Annotated in this window: 9 protein-coding genes; all 9 read left to right on the top strand. The window is 70.5% G+C overall.

Annotated elements, in window-relative coordinates; genetic code table 11:
• Positions 1-181: hypothetical protein (locus KHO41_RS38615; protein WP_211958486.1), on the top strand; the 181-nt coding region annotated here is incomplete at its 5' end.
• Between the two features lie 784 nt (positions 182-965).
• Positions 966-1,211, top strand: coding sequence for an MbtH family protein (locus KHO41_RS38610; RefSeq protein WP_211958485.1), 246 nt, complete (start codon positions 966-968; stop codon positions 1,209-1,211).
• Between the two features lie 4 nt (positions 1,212-1,215).
• Positions 1,216-1,974, top strand: coding sequence for a thioesterase II family protein (locus tag KHO41_RS38605; RefSeq protein WP_211958484.1), 759 nt, complete (start codon positions 1,216-1,218; stop codon positions 1,972-1,974).
• The gene (locus KHO41_RS38600) at positions 1,931-2,644 is read left to right on the top strand and encodes a 4'-phosphopantetheinyl transferase family protein (protein WP_244874238.1); all 714 of its coding nucleotides are present in this window, start codon (positions 1,931-1,933) and stop codon (positions 2,642-2,644) included. Before KHO41_RS38605 ends, KHO41_RS38600 begins: the two co-directional genes overlap by 44 nt.
• A gap of 2 nt (positions 2,645-2,646) precedes the next feature.
• The gene (locus KHO41_RS38595; RefSeq protein WP_211958483.1) at positions 2,647-3,636 is read left to right on the top strand and encodes a TauD/TfdA family dioxygenase; all 990 of its coding nucleotides are present in this window, start codon (positions 2,647-2,649) and stop codon (positions 3,634-3,636) included.
• Positions 3,637-3,654: 18 nt separating this feature from the next.
• The gene (locus tag KHO41_RS38590; RefSeq protein ID WP_211958482.1) at positions 3,655-8,889 is read left to right on the top strand and encodes a non-ribosomal peptide synthetase; all 5,235 of its coding nucleotides are present in this window, start codon (positions 3,655-3,657) and stop codon (positions 8,887-8,889) included.
• The gene (locus KHO41_RS38585) at positions 8,889-13,421 is read left to right on the top strand and encodes a type I polyketide synthase (RefSeq protein ID WP_211958481.1); all 4,533 of its coding nucleotides are present in this window, start codon (positions 8,889-8,891) and stop codon (positions 13,419-13,421) included. The genes KHO41_RS38590 and KHO41_RS38585 overlap by 1 nt, the downstream gene beginning before the upstream one ends.
• 19 nt (positions 13,422-13,440) lie before the next feature.
• The gene (locus KHO41_RS38580; RefSeq protein ID WP_211958480.1) at positions 13,441-21,060 is read left to right on the top strand and encodes a non-ribosomal peptide synthetase; all 7,620 of its coding nucleotides are present in this window, start codon (positions 13,441-13,443) and stop codon (positions 21,058-21,060) included.
• Positions 21,060-21,656: condensation domain-containing protein (locus KHO41_RS38575; protein ID WP_211958479.1), on the top strand; the 597-nt coding region annotated here is incomplete at its 3' end. The genes KHO41_RS38580 and KHO41_RS38575, both read left to right, overlap by 1 nt.

The following is a 21,656-nucleotide window of genomic DNA, read 5'->3' as shown; positions in this document are numbered from 1 at the left end:
CCCATTGTCCTTCATCGAAAGGCGGCGAGGCGACAACTATCCTGACATGGAGGGCGAGCGACAAAAAGTAACCAAAAAGCGCGTCGTTGCCGCTGGCCATCAATTCCACGGCGACAGTGGTTCCAACGGCTTTGGACGCCTGCGATGGTGGTCGGCCGTTCCAACCTGCTACGCCATGTGAGTCAGAACCTGTGCCTGGCGCGACACGGCTTTTGGACGATCCCCAAGACGGACTCGGGTACAGCGTTTCAATAGCGGCAGTGGTGGGACGCCTTCGGCTGCGCTGCGCGCGCGTCGTAGTCGGGATGCAAGCTCATCAACGTCGTTAGCGCGCGAGGTCAGTTCCCGTTCCCTTTACTCCGCGCATGCAAGCGCGGGCATTTTCATCGAGGCGTGGTTTGCCCTGGGCCTGCGTGCTCAGACTAGGGCTCTGCGCGCAGCGCAGCCGAAGGCGATTGCACGATGCCGTTGGCAGCAGGGGCCACGGTCGCTTGCAGGGCTCGTTCAATCAGCGCTGTAATTCTGACCACGGTGGTGCCCCACGCGGCAGGCAGTGTGACTGACTCTGAAGCCCATACCCGTACAACACCCCTGGCCCACTACGATAAAAATTCGCCCCTTTGGGGCAACCAAAACGCGTTTTTGGTTACTTTTGTCGCTCGGACAAAAGTGACTCGCCGGCTACGCCGACGAAACAGCAGCGCCAGCGAAGAGCGATAACCCCCCCCAACAAGTAGCCCCGCCGGCTACGCCGGCGAAACAGCAGCGCCTGCCAAGAGCGATACCCCCGCAATTCGGCGATACCCCTTCTTTTTCGCCTCCTATTGTCTCGGGCAGATTTTTCTTCGCACGCGCAACGGCGCGATCTGAACAGATCCTCCCCTCATCCGTCTTGTTGAACAGGAACGCCACGGCCCGCTTCCAGGGCCACTGGCTCCTCCGTTCAATCACCGTATGAGGACCGCATGTCAACGAGCTGCTTCGACCGCGAAGACGAGACCTTTATCGTCCTGGTCAACCACGAAGAACAGTATTCCATCTGGCCGCACTGGAAGGCCGTGCCCGGTGGATGGACCGCTGTCGAGGGTGTAAAGGGCGACAAGAAGACGGTGCTCGACTACGTCGAGAAGACCTGGACCGACATGCGTCCGAAATCGCTGCGCGACTGGATGGCGCAGCAAGGCGCAGCCGCTGAAACTACCGCGGCCTGAGCCGATGTCTGTCACGCTTTCGCTGCTGTGCCTGCCTTGCGCGGGCGCGAGTGCGTCGATGTACCTGCGTTGGCGGCGCCTGCTGCCGCGCTGGATCGAGGTCCACGCGGTGGAGCTGCCGGGCCGCGGCGCGCGCCTGGGCGAACCGTTCGTCGAGGATTTCGGGCAGCTGGTGGCGAAGCTCTGCATCGAGCAGGACGCCGCGCTGCGAGGCAATTTCGCGCTGTTCGGGCACAGCATGGGCGCGCTGCTGGCGCATGGCATCACGCGGCGCCTGCGGGCCCTGGGACGGCCGTTGCCACGCGCCGTGGTGGCATCGGGCTCACCGGCACCCACCCGGCGCGAGGACCGGCACTTCCCGGCGAAGCACGACGACGCGGGCCTGATCGCCGACCTGCGCAGGCAGGGCGGCACGCCCGAAGAAGTCTTCGCCAGTGAAGAGCTGATGCGCATCACGCTCGATGCGCTGGGGGCCGACTATCGCGTGTGCGAGAGCTTTTCCCGCGGCAGCGGCACGCACCTGCCGGTGCCGCTGCATGTGCTGGCCGGCCGCGACGACGATATCGCGCCCGAGCGGGTCGAAGCATGGTCGATCGAGAACGTCGGGCCCTTCACGCTCGACTGGTTCGACGGCGGCCACTTCTTTATCCGCGAACACGAGCCGCTGGTCGTCGCCACGCTGGCGCAGCGCCTGGCGCAGTCGTGCGCACCTGAGAGCCTTGCCCATCCGTCGCACCACGCCGCGCGCCATGCCGTTGCCTGACGTGCTGCCACCCGGCATTTCCCTCCACCGGCTGGAGCTCGACCTGCAGGCCGATTTCCGCGCCGCGTGGCCCGACCTCACGCCCGCCGAACGCGAGCGTGCCGGGCGCTACCGGCTGGACGCTGATCGTATCCGTTTTACCCAAACGCGTGCCACGGTGCGCCGCCTGCTGGCCGAGCGGCTCGGCTGCGCGCCGGCAGACGTCCCGCTGGTGCAGACACCGAGCGGCAAACCTTGCCTCGCTTTCGATGGCAACGATCTTGCCGGAGTCCTGCTGTTCAATGTCTCCCACGCCGGACACCACGCGCTGATCGCGCTGGCCGACCCGGCCCGCGTCGCGCAGCTTGGCGTGGACATTGAAGAGGAGGGCGACGGTCTCGACAGCGATGGCGTGCTGGAGCTGGCCTTCACCGCGCGCGAGCGCGAGGCGCTGCGCCACTGCGCCGACCACCGCCGCGCGGCCTTTGCGCGCTGGGTCGGCAAGGAAGCCGTCTTGAAGGCGGTCGGCACCGGCATTGCCGACGACCTGCGCGCGGTCGGCATCCGCCCCTGTGCGGACGGCCGCCTGGAGATCGACGCAAGCCTGCCCGCCTGCCGCGGCATCGAAGCGGTTGCGCTGCCTGCGCCGCACGGCTATGCCGCCGCGCTGGCGTGGCGTTCCAAGGACTGACCATGATCGATACCCTGATTCCTTTTGCGCGCAAGGCGCCGGCCGGTTGCGACCTGCCGATGCTGATCACGCCCAACCGCACCGGCGAAGACCTGCTCAGTGCCGGCCAGCGCCTGCGCCACCAGATCGAAGAAGCGCTGCTGGTGACCGGCGGCGTGCTGCTGCGCGGCTTCGATGTGCCGGACGTGGCAGCGTTCCAGCAGTTCGCCGCGTCGTTCGGCCATCCGCTGCTGAAGTACGAATTCGGCTCGACCCCGCGCAGCGAGGTGGCTACGTCCGCCGGCGCCGGCGTCTATACCTCCACCGAATACCCCGCCCACCAGAGCATTCCGCTGCACAACGAGCAGTCGTACACGCGCGACTGGCCGATGAAGATCTGGTTCCATTGCGTCACCGCTTCGCCCGAAGGCGGCGAGACGCCGATCGCCGACAGCCGCGCGGTCTACCGCCAGATCCCGGCGCGCATTCGCGAGCGCTTTGCGCCCGGCATCCTCTACGTGCGCAACTTCGGCGAGATGGACGTGCCCTGGCAGCAGGTCTTCAACACCAGCAGCCACGCCGAGGTGGAGGCCTACTGCGCCCGTTCTGGCATCGCCTGCGAATGGAAGGAGGACGACGGCCTGCGCACGCGCCAGCTGTGCCAGGCCATCGAGACGCATCCGGTGACCGGCGAGAAGGTGTGGTTCAACCAGGCGCACCTGTTCCATATCTCGGCGCGCGCGCCGGAAGAGCGCGAGGTGCTGGAAGACCTCTACGGCACCGAAAACCTGCCGCGCAATACCTACTTCGCCGACGGCTCGCCCATCGGCGACGACATCCTCGCCGAGGTGCGCGCCGCGCTCGACGCGCAGACCGTCTCGTTCCTCTGGGAAGCGGGCGACGTGATGATGCTCGACAACATGCTGGCGGCCCATGCGCGCGCGCCCTTCAAGGGTCCGCGCAAGGTGGTGGTGGCGATGGCCGAGCCCCACGGTAACCACGGCCGCTTCTGACGACCCGGATTTCAAACGATGACCCGCCCCCTGACAGCGCCCCCCGCGCACGCCGCCAATTTTGTCGATCACCTGCGCGCGCTCGCGCAAGCGCGCCCTGACCACGCCTGGCTGACGGTAGCCGGCGCGGACGGCGAGAAGACCTTCACCTATGCCGTGTTCGAGGCCCGCGTGCGTGCGCTTGCCGCGCAGCTGCAGCAGCGCCTGAGGCATGGCGACCGCGCACTGGTCACGCTCGACAACGATGACCACTATGCCGTGGCGATGCTGGCGTGCTTCTACGCCGGTGTGATCGCCGTACCAGTGCCGCCGCTGGAATCCACGCGCCAGCAGTATGTGGCGCGGCTGACCGGCATCGCGGCCGACTGCGGAGCACGCGGGGTGCTGGCCAGCGCCGCGGTGCGGGCCGCGCTGTCCGAAGCGGGCGAATTCGCCGGGCACGTGGTGCTGGCTGTCGACAGCATCGGTGAAACCGGCGCCGAGCACTGGCAACCGTTCTCGCCCGCCGGCGACGACGTGGCGTTCCTGCAGTACACCTCGGGCTCGACCTCTGCCCCCAAGGGTGTCATCGTCACCCACGCCAACCTGATGGCCAACGAGCGCGCCATCCAGGCCAGCATGGGCATCGGCCCCGATGACAAGTTCGTGTCGTGGGCGCCGCTCTACCATGACATGGGCCTGATCGGTGGGCTGCTGCAGCCGCTCTACAGCGGCATTCCGCTGGTGCTGACCACGCCGCGCCACTTCCTGGAAAGCCCGGTGCGCTGGTTGGAGCTGATTTCGCGCCACCGCGCCACGCTGAGCGGTGGCCCTGACTTTGCCTTCCGGCTGTGCCTGGAGCGCGTGCGCGACAGCCAGCTGGCGCAGCTCGACCTGTCGAGCTGGCGCGTGGCCTATACCGGCGCCGAGCCGGTGCGCGCCGATACCGAGACGGCATTCTGCGAACGCTTTGCCGCGGCCGGCTTCGACGCCGGCGCCGCCTACCCGTGCTACGGGCTCGCGGAGGCCACGCTGTTCGTGACCGGTGGCCGGCGTGGCGCGGGCATGACCGCGCACGACTTCGATGCCGACGCGCTCGCGCAGGGCAAGGCGCAGGTGTCCGGGCGCGGCGCCACGCTGGTGGGTTGCGGCGTACCGGCCGCCGACCACGCGGTGCGGATCGTCGATGCCGAGTCGCAGGCCATGCTGCCCGATGGCGCGATCGGCGAGATCTGGGCCAGCGGCCCCAGCATCGGCCAGGGCTACTGGGGCAAGCCGCGCGAATCCGCCGACACCTTCGTCGAGCGTGACGGCCGCCGCTGGCTGCGCACCGGCGACCTCGGCTTCCTGCACGACGGCGAGCTGTACGTGGCCGGCCGCCTCAAGGACATGATCATCGTGCGCGGCCACAATCTCTATCCGCAGGACATCGAACGCCTCATCGAGGCCGAGGTCGATGCCGTGCGCAAGGGCAGGGTGGCGGCCTTTGCCGTCAACGGTCCTGGCGGCGAGGGCATCGGCCTGGCGGCCGAGGTGTCGCGCAGCATGCAGAAACTGGTGCCCGCCGCCGTGCTCGCCGACGCGCTCGGCGCCGCCGTCAGTGAAGCGCTGGGCGAGCCGCTGGCGGTCGTGGTGCTGCTCAATCCGGGCGGCATGCCCAAGACTTCCAGTGGCAAGCTGCAACGGCAGGCCTGCCGGCGCGGCTGGGCCGAGCGCAGCCTGGACGCGTATGCGATCCGCGAGCACGGCAGCTTCGTGCTCGGCGGCGATGCGACGCAAGCGCAGGCGACGGCAGCGCCCGCCGTACTGGACGAGACCGAGCAGACACTGGCCGCCATCTGGCGCGACGTGCTCCAGCGCGAGCCTGGCGATCACTTCTTCAACGGCGGCGGCAACTCGCTGAGCGCGACCCACGCCGCCGCGCGCATCGCCGCGCAGTGGCAAGTCGACTTTCCCGTGCGGATGATGTTCGAGTACCCGACGCTGTCCGCCTGCGCGGCCGCGATCCGTGAGCGCGCAAGCAGCGGTGCCGCTGCGGTCTCGATCCCCGTGCTGCCTGCGGTGCGCCGCGCCGGGGCGCTGCCGCTGTCGCACGCGCAACAGCGGCAATGGTTCCTGTGGCACCTCGATCCCGCCAGCACCGCCTACCACATCGCCACGGTGCTGCACCTGGGCGGCACGGTGGATGCCAATGCAATGTGCGCGGCATTCACGGAACTCGCGGCGCGCCACGAGTCGCTGCGCACGGTGTTCCGCGCGGGGGCTGACGGCCACGGCGAGCAATGGATCCTGCCCGCACTGGCGCCCGCGTTCGAGCAGATCGACCTCTCCGCGCTGCCCGCCGACGCACGCGAGGCGCAAGCCGAAGACGCCGTGCACCGCCTGAACACGCAGCCGTTCGACCTGGGCAACGGCCCGCTGCTGCGCGTCGCGCTGCTGCGCCTCGCGCCAGCCGAGCACCGGCTGGTGGTGGTCATGCACCACATCATTTCGGATGGGGTCTCGATGCAGTTGCTGCTGGATGAACTGGCCACGCACTACCAGGGCCGCGACGCGCTGCCGCTGCCCACCCATCAGTACGCCGACTATGCCGCGTGGCACGCCGGCTGGTTGCAGGGCGATGTGCACGCGCACCAGCTCGACTACTGGCGCGGCCAGCTCGGCGACACGCATCCGGTGCTGGCGTTACCCACCGACCGCCCGCGCGCCGCCGTGGCGGCCTACCATGCCGCCCGGTACACGCTGGCACTGCCGTCCGCGCTGGTCGACGCGTTGCGCCAGCGTGCCGCCAGCAGCGACGCCACGCTCTTCATGACCTTGCTGGCCGGGTTGCAGGCGCTGTTGCATCGCCATACCGGGCAGCGGGACATCCGCGTCGGCGTGCCCATTGCCAACCGCCAACACGCCGGCACCGGCGCAATGATCGGCTTCTTCGTCAATACGCAGGTGCTGCGCAACGAAGTCGATGGCCGCACGCCGCTGACCGCCGTATTGCGCGCTGCGCGCGCGGCGGCGCTCGGTGCGCAGTCGCACCAGGACCTTCCGTTCGAGCAACTGGTGGAGGCACTGCAGCCGGAGCGCAGCCTGGCGCATCCGCCGCTGTTCCAGACACTGTTCAACCACCTGCAAGAGGATCTGCGGTCCTTCGGCGCGCGTACCGGCCTGACCGTGGCTGCACAGCCGGTGGACGGGCAGGCGGCGCAGTTCGAGTTGTCCGTGGAGGTGCGCGAGCAGGCTGGCGGGGAGGTCTCGGTACGCCTGATCTACGCGCGCGAACTGTTCGATGCGCAGACCATGGCGCGCTTCGGCGCGCACTATCTGCGCGTGCTGCAGGCGCTGGCGACGCAGCCGGAGCTTGCTATTGGCGACATCGCGCTGCTCGACGCGGCCGAACGCGCCACGCTGGCCGCATGGAGCCGGACCGATGGCGACTACGCGGTGGGCGAACTGGTGCATGGCTTGTTCGAAGCGCAGGCCCGCCGCACGCCGCAAGCCATCGCGGTACGCATGGCCGACGGCGCGCGAGATGCCACGCTCACCTATGCCCGCCTGAATGAAGAGGCGAACCGCCTCGCCCATTACCTGATCGCACGCGGCGTGCGCACCGACATGCCGGTCGGCGTAGTCATGGAACGTTCGGTCGGCATGGTGACCGCGCTGCTCGCAATCATGAAGGCCGGTGGCGCCTATGTGCCGATCGACCCGGAATATCCGCAGGATCGCATCGCCTATATGGCGCAGGACAGCGGCATCGGCTTGCTGCTGGTGCAGCAGCACTTGCGCGACCGCCTGCCCGGACTGGCCGCGACTCTGGTCGAGACCGATACGCTTGATCTCAGTGCCGAGCCCACGCACGATCCCGCGTTGCCGCAGCGTGGCGAAAGCCTCGTCTACCTGATCTACACATCGGGCTCCACTGGCCGCCCCAAGGGCGCGGCCAACAGCCACCGGGCGCTCTGCAACCGGCTGGCCTGGGGCCAGCAGCACCAGCCGATCGGCGCGGGCGACGTCGTGCTGCAGAAGACGCCGTTCAGCTTCGATATCTCGTTCTGGGAGTTCTTCTGGCCGCTGACGCACGGCGCCACGCTGGCGCTGGCCGGCCCCGGCGAGCACCGTGACCCGCAGCGCCTTGCCGCGCTGGTAGCGCGCCACGGTGTCACCACCATCCACTTCGTGCCGTCGATGCTCCAGGCCTTCCTGGCCGACGCCGCGGCTGCAAGCTGCCAGGGCGTGCGTCGCATCGTCTGCAGCGGCGAGGCGCTGCCCGCCGAGCTACAGGCACGCACGCTGGCCACGTTCCCGCAGGCTACGCTGCTGAACCTGTACGGCCCGACCGAAGCTGCCATCGAGGCCACGTGGTGGGACTGCCGCGACGACGGCAGCGCCAGCGTCCCGATTGGCCGCCCGCTCGGCAAGTTGTGCGCGCGCGTGCTCGATGCCGACCTCAACGAAGTGCCGCAGGGCGTGGCCGGCGAGCTGCACCTGGGCGGCCTGTGCCTGGCGCGCGGCTACTGGCGCCGCGCGGGCCTGAGCGCCGAACGCTTTGTCGCCGATCCGTTCGACAGCGCCGGCGGTCGCCTGTACCGCACAGGCGACCTGGCGCGCTGGCGCGCCGATGGCCAGATCGAGTATCTGGGCCGCATTGACCACCAGGTCAAGATCCGCGGCTTCCGCATCGAGCTGGGCGAGGTCGAGGCAGCACTGCTGGCCCAGCCCGCAGTACGCGAGGCCGTCGTGGTCGCGCAGCAACTCGCCGCCGGCGCGCGGCTGGTTGCCTATGTCGTGATGGATGGCGACGCCGCACAGCTGAGGGAAGCACTGGCGCGCGGGCTGCCGGACTACATGGTGCCGTCGCTGATCGTGCCGCTGGAGCGCCTGCCGCTGAACGCCAATGGCAAGCTCGACCGCAAGGCGCTGCCCGCGCCCGAGTCGGCCAGCCAGCAGCCCTACGAAGCGCCGCAGGGCGCGGTGGCCACCGTGCTGGCCGGGTTGTGGGCCGAGGTGCTGCAGCTTGAGCGCGTCGGCATCCATGACAACTTCTTCGAGCTCGGCGGCCACTCGCTGATGCTGATCCGCATGCACCGCTTGCTGGAGGACCGGCTGCATTGCGGGTTGACCGTGGTCGACCTGTTCCAGTACCCGACCATCGCCGCGCTTGCGCGCCGCATCGAGGCCGGCGCCGTGTCGCCTGCCGCCGCCAGTGCCGACGAGCGTGCCAGCCGCCAGCGCGCTGCCATGCAGCGCCGCCGCCGCGCCACGGAAGGAGTGCTGTGATGAGCGCGCAGACCTATGAGCACAGCGACGGGGACAGCGGGCTGGAAATCGCCATTGTCGGCATGGCTGGGCGCTTCCCCGGCGCCGATGACGTGGACGCGCTGTGGCGCAACGTGCGCGACGGCGTGGAGTCGGTCGTCCACCACAGCGATGAAGCGCTGCGCGCGCGCGGTGTGCCGCAAGCCGCGCTGGACGATCCCGCTTTCGTCAAGGCAGGGGTGCCGTTCGACGGCGCCGACCGCTTCGATGCGGCCTTCTTCGGCTACAACCCGCGCGAGGCCGAACAGCTCGACCCGCAGCAGCGCATCTTCCTGGAATGCGCGTGGCACGCGCTGGAGCATGCCGGCTACGATGCGCAGCGGCTGGCTTGCCCCGTTGGCGTGTACGCCGGTACCGGCGCGAACCTTTACCTGCTGCGCCACCTGTTGCCGCGCCACGGCCTCGACGCCGGCATCGCCGAACTGATTGGCCTGATGAACGGCAATTCGCCGGACTCGCTCAGCACGCGCGTGGCTTACAAGCTCGACCTGCGCGGGCCGGCGGTGACCGTGCAGACCGCGTGCTCGACCTCGCTGGCCGCCGTGCACATGGCCTGCCAGGCGCTGCTGGCGCATGAATGCGACATGGCGCTGGCCGGCGGCGTGTGGCTGAACCTGCTGCAGGACCACGGCTATCGCCACCAGCCGGGCGCGATCCTGTCGTCGGACGGCCACTGCCGCGCTTTCGACGCCGCCGCCGACGGCACCGTGCTGGGCAGCGGCGCCGGCATAGTCGTGCTCAAGCGGCTGGACGAAGCGCTGCGCGCGGGTGACACCATCCATGCCGTGATCAAGGGCAGCGCCGCCAACAACGACGGCGCCGCCAAGGTCGGATACACCGCGCCGAGCGTGGAAGGGCAGGCCGCCGCGATCCGGGCCGCCCACACCATCGCGGGCGTGGCGCCGGACAGCATCGGCTATGTGGAAGCGCACGGCACCGGTACCACGCTTGGCGATCCCATCGAGATCGCCGCCCTGACGCAGGCATTCCGTGCCGGCACCGCCGCGCGCGGCTTCTGCGCGATCGGCTCGCTGAAGACCAATATCGGCCACCTTGATGCCGCCGCCGGCGTGGCGGGGCTGATCAAGACCGTGCAGGCGCTGCGCCATCGCACGCTGCCGCCGAGCCTGAATTTCACCGCGCCCAATCCGCGCATCGATTTCCCCGCCAGCCCGTTCTACGTCAACACCGAAGCGAAGCCATGGCCGGCCGGCGCCGCGCCGCGCCGCGCAGGGGTCAGTTCGTTCGGCATGGGCGGCACCAACGTGCATGTGGTGCTGGAAGAGGCACCGGCCGCCGCGCGCTCCGCCACTGCCACCCGCGGCGCGCAGGTGCTGCGGTTGTCGGCGCGCAGCGAGAGCGCGCTCCGTGCGCAGGCGCAGCAACTGGCTGCCCGGCTGCAGGCCGGGCTGGCGCCGGACAACCTCGCGCTGGACGATATCGCCCACACGCTGCGTCAGGGCCGCGCCCGCTTCGACCATCGCGCCGTGGTGGTCGCGCGTGACCCCGTGCAGGCCGCGCAGGCCTTGTCCGCGCAGGCCGCGCCGCAGTGGGCGGCGGGCAAGCGCCTGGCGCGGGCGCCGTCCGTGGCCTTCCTCTTCCCCGGCCAGGGTGCCCAGCACGTCGGCATGGCGCGCACGCTGTACGACGAGGCGCCGGTGTTCCGGCAGACCGTCGACCACTGCTGCGCGGCGCTCGCGCCGCATCTCGGACTGGACCTGCGCACGCTGATCTGGCCGCAGCCGGGCAGCGAGGCCGACGCCGCCGCGCAATTGGCCCAAACGGCCTTCACGCAGCCGGCGCTGTTTGTCATCGAATACGCGCTGGCGCAGCTCTGGGCCCATCACGGCATCCGCCCGGAAGCCATGCTCGGCCACAGCGTGGGCGAGTACGTGGCCGCCTGTGTGGCCGGCGTGTTCGCGCTCGATGACGCGCTGGCGCTGGTGGCGCTGCGCGGACGGCTGATGCAGTCGACGCGGCCGGGCGCCATGCTGGCGGTGACGCTGCCGCCGGCGGAACTGGCGGCATGGCTCGATGCCGGCTGCGATCTCGCCGCGGTCAATGCCGACGACCTGTGCGTGCTGTCGGGCGCGCCCGAAGCCATCGCGCAGGCTGAACGCGAACTGGCCGCGCGTGGTGTCGCGGTGCGGCGGCTGCACGTCTCGCACGCCTTCCACTCGGCGCTGATGCAACCGATCCTCGGCGAGTTTGAGACCGCAGTGCGGCACCTGACGCTTCGTGCACCGGCCATCCCCTTCGTTTCCAACCTCAGCGGCACGTGGATCACGCCGGAGCAAGCGTGCAGCCCGGACTACTGGGTGCGCCACCTGCGCGGCACGGTGCGCTTTACCGCCGGCCTCGACACGCTGCTGCAGGCACCGGGCCGCATCGCGCTGGAAGTTGGCCCCGGCGACACGTTGTCCGGGCTGGTGCGGCGCCATCCGCTGGCGGCCAGCCGTCCGGTGCTGGCTTCGCAGGCCCATCCGTCGCGGCAGGACCTGCAGGCCGACCAGTTCCTGCGCTGCCTCGGCCAGTTGTGGATCGCCGGCGTCGAAGCCGAAGCCGAATCCGATGTGGATGGCAAGGACGTGCCGCAAGGGCGCAGGGTGCCGCTGCCGGGCTATCCGTTCGAGCGCCAGTCATACTGGGTGGAAGCGGGAGCCGCCAGGCTCGTGCACGATGCTCCGGTGCCCGGCGACATGCTGCATGTGCCGGAATGGCACTGCGCCGATCTGCCGGCCTGTCTGCCGGCCAATGTGCCAGCCGATGCTGCCACGGCAGCGGGCTGCACGCTGATACTGGGCGACAGCAACCTCGCCTGGCTGGTTGCCGCGCAGCTTGCGCAGCCGGTGGCGGCTGTCACCCCCGGCGCGGCATTCGCGCGGCATGACGACCGCCATTACACCGCCCGGCCCGATGACCGCGCGGACCTGCTCGAAGTCCTGCGCCATGTCACGGCAACGCATGGCCCGGTCACGCGCATCTGCCATCTGTGGAGCGTGGGCACGGACGACGCGGCGCGCGGCTTCGACAGCCTGCTCGCTCTGGCACAGGCGCTTGACGCGCTGCCAGGCGAGCGCGCCGTCACCGTCGTGACCGATGGCGTCGAGGACGTCACCGGCACCGAGCCGCTTGCGCCGCGCAAGGCGGCGCTGCGCGGCCCGTGCCTGACGCTCGCGCAGGAACTGCCTGACACTACCTGCCGGCTGATCGATATCGTGCCGCCCGTCGGCGGCGACGCAGCGCGCGTGGCCATGCAACTATGCGCGCACCTGCAATCCGCCGACCCGGCTACCCCGGTCGCGCTGCGCGGACCGCGCCGCTGGGTCCGGCGCTGGATCCGCCATGCCGAAGCGGCTGCCGTGCAGGCGCCGGCGCAAAGCCGGCTGCGCCGCCAGGGCGTGTACCTGATCACCGGCGGTCTGGGCGGCATCGGCCTGACGCTGGCCCGCCACCTGGCCGAACACTGGCAAGCCCGGCTGGTGCTGGTGGGCCGCACCGCGATGCCGGCGCGCGCTGACTGGTCGCGCCTGGCCGACGACACTACCCAGCCCGCGGACCTGCGCGCGCGGCTTGCTGCCCTGCTGGCGCTGGAAGACTTCGGCGCACAGGTCCTGACGGTCTGCGCCGACGTGGCCGAGGCTGCGCAGCTCCACGCGGCGCTGGAGGCAGCGCGCGAACGCTTCGGCGCCTTGCACGGCGTGATCCATGCGGCCGGCGCAGCCGGCGGCACGCTGATCACCGCGCAAGACGCGGCGTCGGCTCGCCGCGTGTTCGCGGCCAAGGTGCGCGGTGCCGAGCATCTGCTCGACCAGCTGGCCGAGGCTTCGCCCGATTTCGTGCTGTTCTGCTCGTCGCTGTCCGCCGTTGCGGGCGGCCTCGGCATGGCGGCCTACGCGGGCGCCAATGCTTGCCTGGACGCACTGGCTGCGGCCAGCCAGCGCCGGCTGCACTGGCCGGTGCTGTCGGTGGGCTGGGACGGCTGGCGCGGCGTCGGCATGGCAGCCGGCATGGCATGGCCCGAAGGCCTGGGCCTGACGCCGGAGGATGGCGCCGCCGCCTTCGCGCGCATCGTCGAAGGCCCGGCGCGCCCGCACACGCTCGTGGTCAGCACGGATCTCGCCAGCCGCCTGCGTGGGCTCGATGGCGTCGCGCTGCCGGAAGACGAAGCCACGCCGGCCGCCGCATTGCATCCGCGTCCCGACCTTGCCACGGCTTATGTGGCGCCCGCTGACGACCTTGCCACCGCGCTTGCCACGATCTGGGGCGAGCTGCTCGGCATCGACGCCATCGGCATCCACGACAACCTGTTTGAGCTGGGCGGCGATTCGCTGCTCGGTATCCGCCTGCTGGCGCGCGTGCGCCAGGCCTTCGGCGTCGAGATCCACGCGGCCGCTTTCCTGCGCGAGCCCACCATCGACGCGCTGGCCCTGCTGATCGAAAGCCGCCTGATCGACGAGATCGAGGCTGGCGGCTCCGTGCTTGCTTCCTGATCGTCTCCTGAATTCCGCCATGTCCGACCCGCAAGACCTTTCCGCCCGCCGCGCGCGGCTGACGCCGGCGCAGCGCGCGCTGCTGCAGCAGCGCCTGCAAGGGCAGGCGCCGGCCAGTGCCGGCGCGTCCATTTCCCGCCGCGATCCGGCTGCGCCCGCACCGCTGTCCGCGGCCCAGCGCGGCCTGTGGCTGACCTGGCAACTGGCCCCGGACAGCCCCGCTTACAACCTCGCCGGCACCATGCGTCTGCGCGGCGCGCTTGACGTGGCCGCGCTGCAGGCCAGCCTGGGCGCTGTGGTCGCTCGCCACGAAATCCTGCGCACGGTGATCGTGCCGGGTGCCGAGCCGGTGCAGCAGGTGCTCGCCGCGCATCGCCTCGCGCTGGAGCCTGCCGATTTCACCCCCGACGCGCTGACGGCTTTCGTGCAGTTGCCGTTCGCGCTCGACCGCGAGCCGGCCTGCCGTGCCCGCCTGTTCCGCGTCGCGCCTGATGAACACCTGCTGGCGCTGAGCCTGCACCATATCGCCGGCGACGGCTGGTCGCTGCGCATCCTCGTCGACGAGGTGCTGGCCGGTTATGCCGGCACCGCGCCGTCACCATTGCCGATCCAGTTCGCCGACTATGCGGTGTGGGAGCGCAAGCATCTCGACGGCGGCGAACAGGCACGCCAGCTTGACTACTGGCGCGCGCAGCTCGGTAGCGCGGAAGTGCCGCAGCCGCTTGTTACGCTGCCGCGCGGCGCCGGCGGCCATGGCCCGGAAGCGCGCTACCGCTTCACGTGGGACGGCCCACTGTGCGCCGAACTGCGCACGCTGGCCCGTGCGCAGGGCACGTCGATGTTCGTGCTGGTGGTGGCGCTGCTCGATGTGGTGCTGCACCGCGTCGGCGGACAGGACGTGGTGCGCATCGGCACGCCGGTCGCCAACCGGCAGAAAGCCGAGACGCATGGCCTGATCGGCTACCTGCTGAACCTGCTGGTGCTACAGGCGCGCATCGGCCCGGCCGATACGTTCCGCAACGTGCTGGCCCGCGTCCATGAAACGATGCTCGGCGCACAGGCGCACCAGGACCTGCCGTTCGACGCGCTGGTGCGGGCGCTGCAGCCCGAACGCCAGCCGGGCGTGCATCCTCTGTTCCAGGTCAAGTGCACACAGCAGGACGACATTCCCGCAACGCGTGCTGTGGGGGATCTCGCGGTGGAGGTCGAGGCGGTCAGCGCCGGCCTCGCGCATTTCGACCTGAGCCTGGACTTCACGGACAGGGGCGAGCGCATCGGCTGCGTGTTCGCCTATGACGCGGCGCTGTTCGATACCGCCACGATCGAGGCGCTGGCGCGGGCCATGACGGCCTGCGCCGGTGCGGTGTGCCGTGACGCTGCGGTGGCGGTGTCGTCGATCCCGCTGGCAGCATCGCCGACCGTCGGCGAGCCGGTCGTCCACGCGCACACCGATGTACTGTCGATGTGGGATGCCGCCGTGGCACAGCAGCCGGATGCCATCGCTGTGCGGCATGAATCGGCAGCGCTCACGTTCGCCGAGGTTGACGCGGCGGCCAATTGCCTCGCGGGCAAGCTCGTCGCCTATGGCGTGGGCCGCGAGCAGGCGGTGGCAGTGCATGCACACCGCTCGCCGCAACTGGTGGTCGGCATGCTGGCCGTGCTGAAAGCCGGGGGCGTGCATGTGTCGCTGGACCCGGCGCTGCCGGCGCAGCGGCTGGCTTACCAGTTGCAGGACAGCGGCGCCGTACTGCTGCTGGACGCAGCCGGGCTGTCCTGGCAACCCGAGGTGCCCGTGTGGCCGATGGATGCGCAGGCAGCGGAGCCCGGCGGCTTCATTCCCGCACCCATCGCGCCTGCCCAGGCCGCGTACCTCATCTACACCTCCGGCTCCACGGGCCAGCCGAAGGGCGTGCTGGTCAGCCACGGCGCGCTGGCCAACTACGTGCAGGGCGTGCTGGAGCGTGTGGCGCTGCCCGACGATGCCGGCGGGATGGCGATGATCTCCACCGTGGCGGCCGACCTTGGCCACACCGTGCTGTTCGGCGCGCTGTGCTCGGGCCGCACGCTCCACCTGATCGACGCCGCACGGGCGTTCGATCCCGACCGCTTTGCCGGCTACATGCGCGAACACCGCGTGGATGTGCTGAAGATCGTCCCCGGCCACCTGCAGGCGCTGCTGGCCGCGGCCGACCCTGCAGGCGTGCTGCCCGCGCGTTGCCTGGTGCTCGGCGGCGAGGCCACCGGCTGGCCGCTGCTGGAACGTATCGCGCAACTGCGGCCCGACCTGCGCGTGCTGAACCACTACGGCCCCACCGAGACCACCGTGGGCATGCTGACGCAATCCGCCGGCGAGGCCAGCCGCGCCGCGGCGTCGCTGCCGGTCGGCCGCACGCTCGACAACTGCGCCGCCTGGGTGCTCGATGCAAGCCTGCAGCCAGTGCCCCCCGGCGTCGCAGGCGAACTCTATCTCTCCGGTGCGGGTGTCGCGCGCGGCTATCGCGGCCGCGCGGGGCAGACCGCCGAGCGCTTCGTCGCGCATCCTTTTGCCGCCGGCGAACGCATGTATCGCACCGGCGACCGCGTGCGCGAACTGGCCGACGGCAGCCTGGAATTCCTCGGCCGCGCCGACGACCAGGTCAAGATCCGCGGCTACCGCGTGGAGCCGCGCGAGGTGGCGCGGGTGCTGCAGACGCTGGAAGGCGTCGGCGAGGCCGAGGTGATCGCGCGCGCTGTCGGCGATGATCGCCTGCAACTGCTTGGCTACGTAGTGCCGCAGGCTGGCATGCAACTGGATCCGGACGCGCTGCGCACGGCGCTTGGCGCATCGTTGCCGGACTACATGGTGCCATCCGCCGTGACCGTGCTGGACGCGCTGCCTCGCACCGCCAACGGCAAGCTCGACCGCCGCGCCTTGCCTGACCCGCGTCCCGCCGCCACGCCCGGTTTCGATGCGCCGCAGGGCGAGGCCGAGCAGGCGCTGGCCGAGGTCTGGGCCCAGGTGCTGCGCCGCGAACGCGTGGGGCGCCACGACAACTTCTTCCAGCTCGGCGGCGACTCCATCCTCGCGCTGCAGATCATTGCCCGCGCCCGCAAGCGGGGTTTGCGGCTGACGCCGCGCCAGTTGATGGAGAAGCAGACGGTGGCGGCAGTGGCCGCTATCGCTGGAGCCGCCGCGGCGGCTCCGCAAGCCGCCGCCGCCAACGGTGCCGCGTTTGCCCCGACGCCGGTGCAGGCATGGTTCTTCGCGCAGGAATTCGCCTCGGCACAGCACTGGAACCAGTCGCTGCTGCTGTCGCCAGGCAAGCCGGTCGACGTCGAGCGCCTGCGGCAGGCAGTCGGGCGGCTGGTCGGCCATCACGAGGCCTTGCGGCTGCAGTTCACGCAGGAGGGCGGCCGCTGGTGCCAGCAAGTCGGGCCGCAAGCTGCCGTCTTCGAGACGGTGGACCTGAGCGCCGAGCCCGACTTCGCGGCAGCCGTTACGCGCACGGCTGCGCAGGCGCAGCTGAAGCTGACCCTTGCCGCGCCGTTCCGCGCGGTCTGGATGGAAGCTGGCGCCGGCCGTGCCGGCCGGCTGCTGCTGGTTGCGCATCACCTGGTCGTCGATGCGGTGTCGTGGCGCATCCTGGTCGAGGATCTGCAGGCTTGCTACACGCAGGCTGGCAACGCCTTGCCGCCCACCAGCGCGTTCCGCCTCTGGTCCGAAACGCTCGCGCGCCACGCGCAGTCGCCGACGCTGCTGGCCGAGCTGCCGTACTGGCAAGCGGTGACGCAGCATGTCGAGCCGCTGCCGGGGCATGCCGGCGGTAGCAACCGCGTTGCCGAGGCGCAAACGGTTACGCTTGAACTCGATGCGGCGGCTACCGCAGGCCTGTTGTCGAAGGTGCCTGCCGCCTATCGCACCCGCATCAACGACGTGTTGCTGACCGCGCTGGCCCGCACGCTGTGCGCATGGGACGGCCGAGACAGCGTGCTGGTCGAGCTGGAAGGCCACGGCCGCGAGGACGCTTTCGATGGCGTCGACATGGGCCGCACGGTCGGCTGGTTCACCACCTTGTTCCCGGTGCGGCTGGCACCGGCAGGGGCTGCCCTGGGCGACAGCCTGAAAGCCGTCAAGGAACAGCTGCGCGCAGTGCCGGGCAACGGCCTCGGCTACGGCGTACTGCGTTACCTGAGCGAAACCGGCCGCGTGCTGGAGCAGGGCGCGGCGCCGCAGGTCACGTTCAACTACCTCGGGCAGATCGATCCCGCAGCGGAAGGCGGCTGGCAGCTCGCACCGGAATCCAGCGGCGCGCAACGTGCACCGGACAGCCAGCGCCGCACCTGGCTGGAAGTCGTGGCCGTCGTGCAGCAGGGCCGCCTCGGCATGCGCTGGACCTACAGCACGGCCATCCACGACGAAGCTACCGTAACGGGCCTGGCTGCGCGCTTCATGCAGGAATTGCGAGCCCTGATCGTTCTCTGCAGCGGCGGCGCGCACGGCGCCACGCCGTCGGATTTCCCGCTGGCCGCGCTGTCGCAGGCGCAACTCGACGCCCTGCCGTTGCCGCTGGCGCACGTAGCCGACCTGTACCCGCTGTCGCCGATGCAGCAGGGCATGCTGTTCCACAGCCTCTACGCCCCCGCCGACGGCGCCTACGTCAACCAGCTGCGCGCCGATGTCGACGGGCTCGACGTCGAGCGCTTCCGCGCGGCCTGGGCCGGCGCCATCGCGCGTCACGACGTGCTGCGCACCGGCTTCGTGCCCGGCGACGCGGCGCTGCAATGGGTGGCGACGCGCGCAGACGTCCCGCTGACGGTGCTCGATTGGCAGGACCGTGCCGATGCCGCGGACGCGCTCGACGCCTACGCGCAGGCCGACGCTCAACGCGGCTTCGACCTGGCCACGCCGCCGCTGATGCGCCTGACGCTGGTGCGCACCGCACCGCGCACGCATCACCTGATCTGGACGCGCCACCACCTGCTGCTCGACGGCTGGAGCACGTCGCGCCTGCTGGGCGAGGTGCTGCGCAGCCTGGCCGGCGAATCGCTGCCCGCGCCGGTGGCACGCTACCGCGACTACATCGGCTGGGTGCAGGGCCGCCAGGCCGGCGCCGCGCAGGCGTGGTGGCGGGCGCAACTGGCCACGCTAGACGGCCCCACGCAGCTGGCAGGCCCCACGCGCGAAGGTTCCGGCCACGGCGAGATCGCGCTGCAGCTCGACGCTGCCGAGACCGAGCGCCTCACGGCGTTCGCGCGCGCCGAGCGCGTCACGGTCAACACGCTGGTGCAGGCCGCGTGGGCGCTGCTGCTGGGCGCGCACACGCGGCGCGATACCGTGGCCTTCGGCGCCACGGTGTCGGGCCGGCCCGCCGAACTGGCCGGTGCGGAGCAGATGGTGGGCCTGTTCATCAATACCTTGCCGGTGGTTGCCACCGTGACGCCGGGCCGCGCGCTGGGCGACTGGCTGCGCGCGCTGCAGGCGCAGGGCGTGGCCGCGCGCGAGCACGAACACACGCCGCTGCACGAGATCCAGGGATGGGCCGGGCACGGCGGCCGCGGCTTGTTCGACACCATCGTCGTGTTCGAGAACTACCCCGTCGATGCCGCCCTGCGCGAGACTGCTGGGGATGGGCCGGTGTTCCGCGCCGTTGCCAGCCGCGAGCCGACCAGCTATGCCATGACGCTTGCCGTGCTGCAGGACGATGCGCTGTCACTGCACCTCGGCTATGCGCGTGCCAGCTTCGACGACGAGGCCGCGGCCCGGATCGGGCACCAGCTTGCATACCTGCTGCGCCAGATGCCGGACGCCGCCACGTGCGCGCTGAGGCTGGCCGATGCCGGCGAATGCGACGCCTTGCGCCGGCACGGCGAGAACCCCTGGCAGCGCCCGTATTACGATGCCGTGCACCAGCGCATCGCGGCGCAGCGCCCGGAGGCACCGGCGCTGATCCACGCCGGCGGCACGCTGTGCCATGGTGAACTGAACGTCCGGGCCAACCGGCTTGCCCATCGCCTGCGTGCGCTTGGCGTGCGGGCGGAGTGCCGCGTCGGCGTGGTCGCCGGGCATACGCCCGACACGCTGGTGGCAATGCTCGCCATCCTGAAGGCGGGGGGCGCCTGCGTGCCGCTCGATCCGGCGCTGCCGGCGGCGCGGCTGGAATACATGCTGCGCGACAGCGGCATCGCGCTGCTGCTGGGCCCGGCCGCCGCGCTGGAAGACCTGCCCGCGAACGTGGTGCCGCTGGCGCTCGACCGGCTCGACCTGTCCGTCGAGCCTGATGTCGACCCCGGCGTGCCGGTGCATCCGGACCAGCTCGCCTACGTGATCTACACCTCCGGCTCGACCGGCCAGCCCAAGGGCGTCGCCGTGGCCCACGGGCCGATGTCGATGCACCTGCAGGCCGCGGGGGAACGCTATCCGATCGTCGCGGACGACCGCGTGCTGCTGTTTGCGTCGCTGGGCTTCGATGCAGCGTTCGAGCAGTGGGCATTGCCGTTGATGCATGGCGCCGCCGTGGTATTGCGCGGCAATGCGGACCCGACGCCGGAAATGCTGGCAGAACTGGTGCGCGCGCACGGCGTGACGATGCTCGACCTGCCGCCGGCACTGATCCGCACGCTGGAAGGCGTAACCGTCCGCACGCTGATCGCCGGTGGCGAGGCGTGGCCATTGGCGGAGGCCGAGCGCGCGCGCGAGACGCTGCGTCCGCAACGCCTGTTCAATGCCTATGGCCCGACCGAATGCGTGGTATCTCCCACCATCTGGCATGGCGCGGTGCCGCTCGCGGACGACGTCCCTTATGCCCCGATCGGCACGCCGCTGGGCGAACGCAAGGCCTACGTGGTCGATGCCGCCATGCAGCTGGTGCCGGCCGGTGTACCCGGTGAGCTGTACCTGGGCGGGACCGGTCTGGCGCGCGGCTACTTGCAGCGCGCGGGGCAGTCGGCCGAGCGTTTCGTTGCCGATCCGTTCGATGCCGCGGGTGGCCGTCTCTATCGCACCGGCGACCTGGTGCGCTGGCGTGCCGACGGCCAGCTCGAATACCTCGGCCGCATCGACCAGCAGATCAAGATCCGCGGCCTGCGCATCGAGCCCGGCGAGATCGAGGCACAACTGCTGGCGCAGCCCGGCGTGCGCGCGGCGGCGGTAGTCGCCGTGGTGGGTGACAACGGCACGCGGCTGGTCGCCTATGCCTGCGGCGAAGCTGAGCCAGTTGCGCTGCGCGAGGGCCTGGCGCGCGTGCTGCCCGACTACATGGTGCCGACCGCCATCGTCATGCTGGAAGCACTGCCGCTGACGACGAACGGCAAGCTCGACCGCGCCGCGCTGCCTGCCGCACCGGCCGGCCACGCTGCCTACGAAGCGCCGCAAGGCGAGACCGAGACCACGCTCGCCAGCCTGTGGGCCGGGCTGCTCGACGCGCCGCGCGTGGGCCGTCACGACCACTTCTTTGAACTGGGCGGCCATTCGCTGCTGGCGATGCAGCTCGCCGGACGCATCCGCGCGGCGCTGCATGCCGAGCTGTCGTTGCGGGAAATTTTCGCGCACCCCGCGCTGGCCGCCATGGCGGCCGCCGTCGCGCAGCGCCAGCATGGCGTCGCGGTGGAGCAGGCAATTACCAATCTTGACGAATTCATTGACGATCTGGAGGCCATCTGATGGACGACTCTGCGATCTATCGCATCGCGCAGCGCTTTGCCGGCCTGTCGGCCGAACAGCGCCAAGCCGTCTACCAGCGCGTGCTGGCCGAAGGCATGACAGCCGGCCAGTTCCCGGTCACCCCGCGCGCACCGGCGGCATCCCGGGATGGCGGCCAGCCGCTGTCGTATGCGCAGTCGCGCCAGTGGTTCCTGTGGGAACTGGAGGGCGGTGGCAGCGCGTACCACATCACGGGCGCATTGCGCCTGCAGGGCAAGCTGGACATGGCAGCCGTGCGCGAGAGTTTCGGCGCCATCGTGGCGCGCCATGAGGCGCTGCGCACGGTGTTCCGCGCCAATGCGGAAGGGCTTGCCGAGCAGTGGGTGATGGAGTCCGGCGCATTCCAGTTCAGCGAGATCGATCTGACCGGCAGCGCGGACGCCGAGGCCGAAGCGGGTCGGGTCGCGCGCGAACTGGGCGAGACGCCGTTCGAGCTCGGCACTGGGCCGCTGCTGCGCGTGGGCCTGCTGCGGCTGGCTGCCGGGGAGCATGTACTGGTGGTGGTGATGCACCACATCGTCTCCGACGGCTGGTCGGTGCAGCTGATCGTCGACGAG

The organism is Cupriavidus numazuensis, assembly GCF_905397435.1.
In the GTDB taxonomy this organism is placed as follows: domain Bacteria; phylum Pseudomonadota; class Gammaproteobacteria; order Burkholderiales; family Burkholderiaceae; genus Cupriavidus; species Cupriavidus numazuensis.
This window is presented reverse-complemented; position numbering and strand designations above follow the sequence as displayed.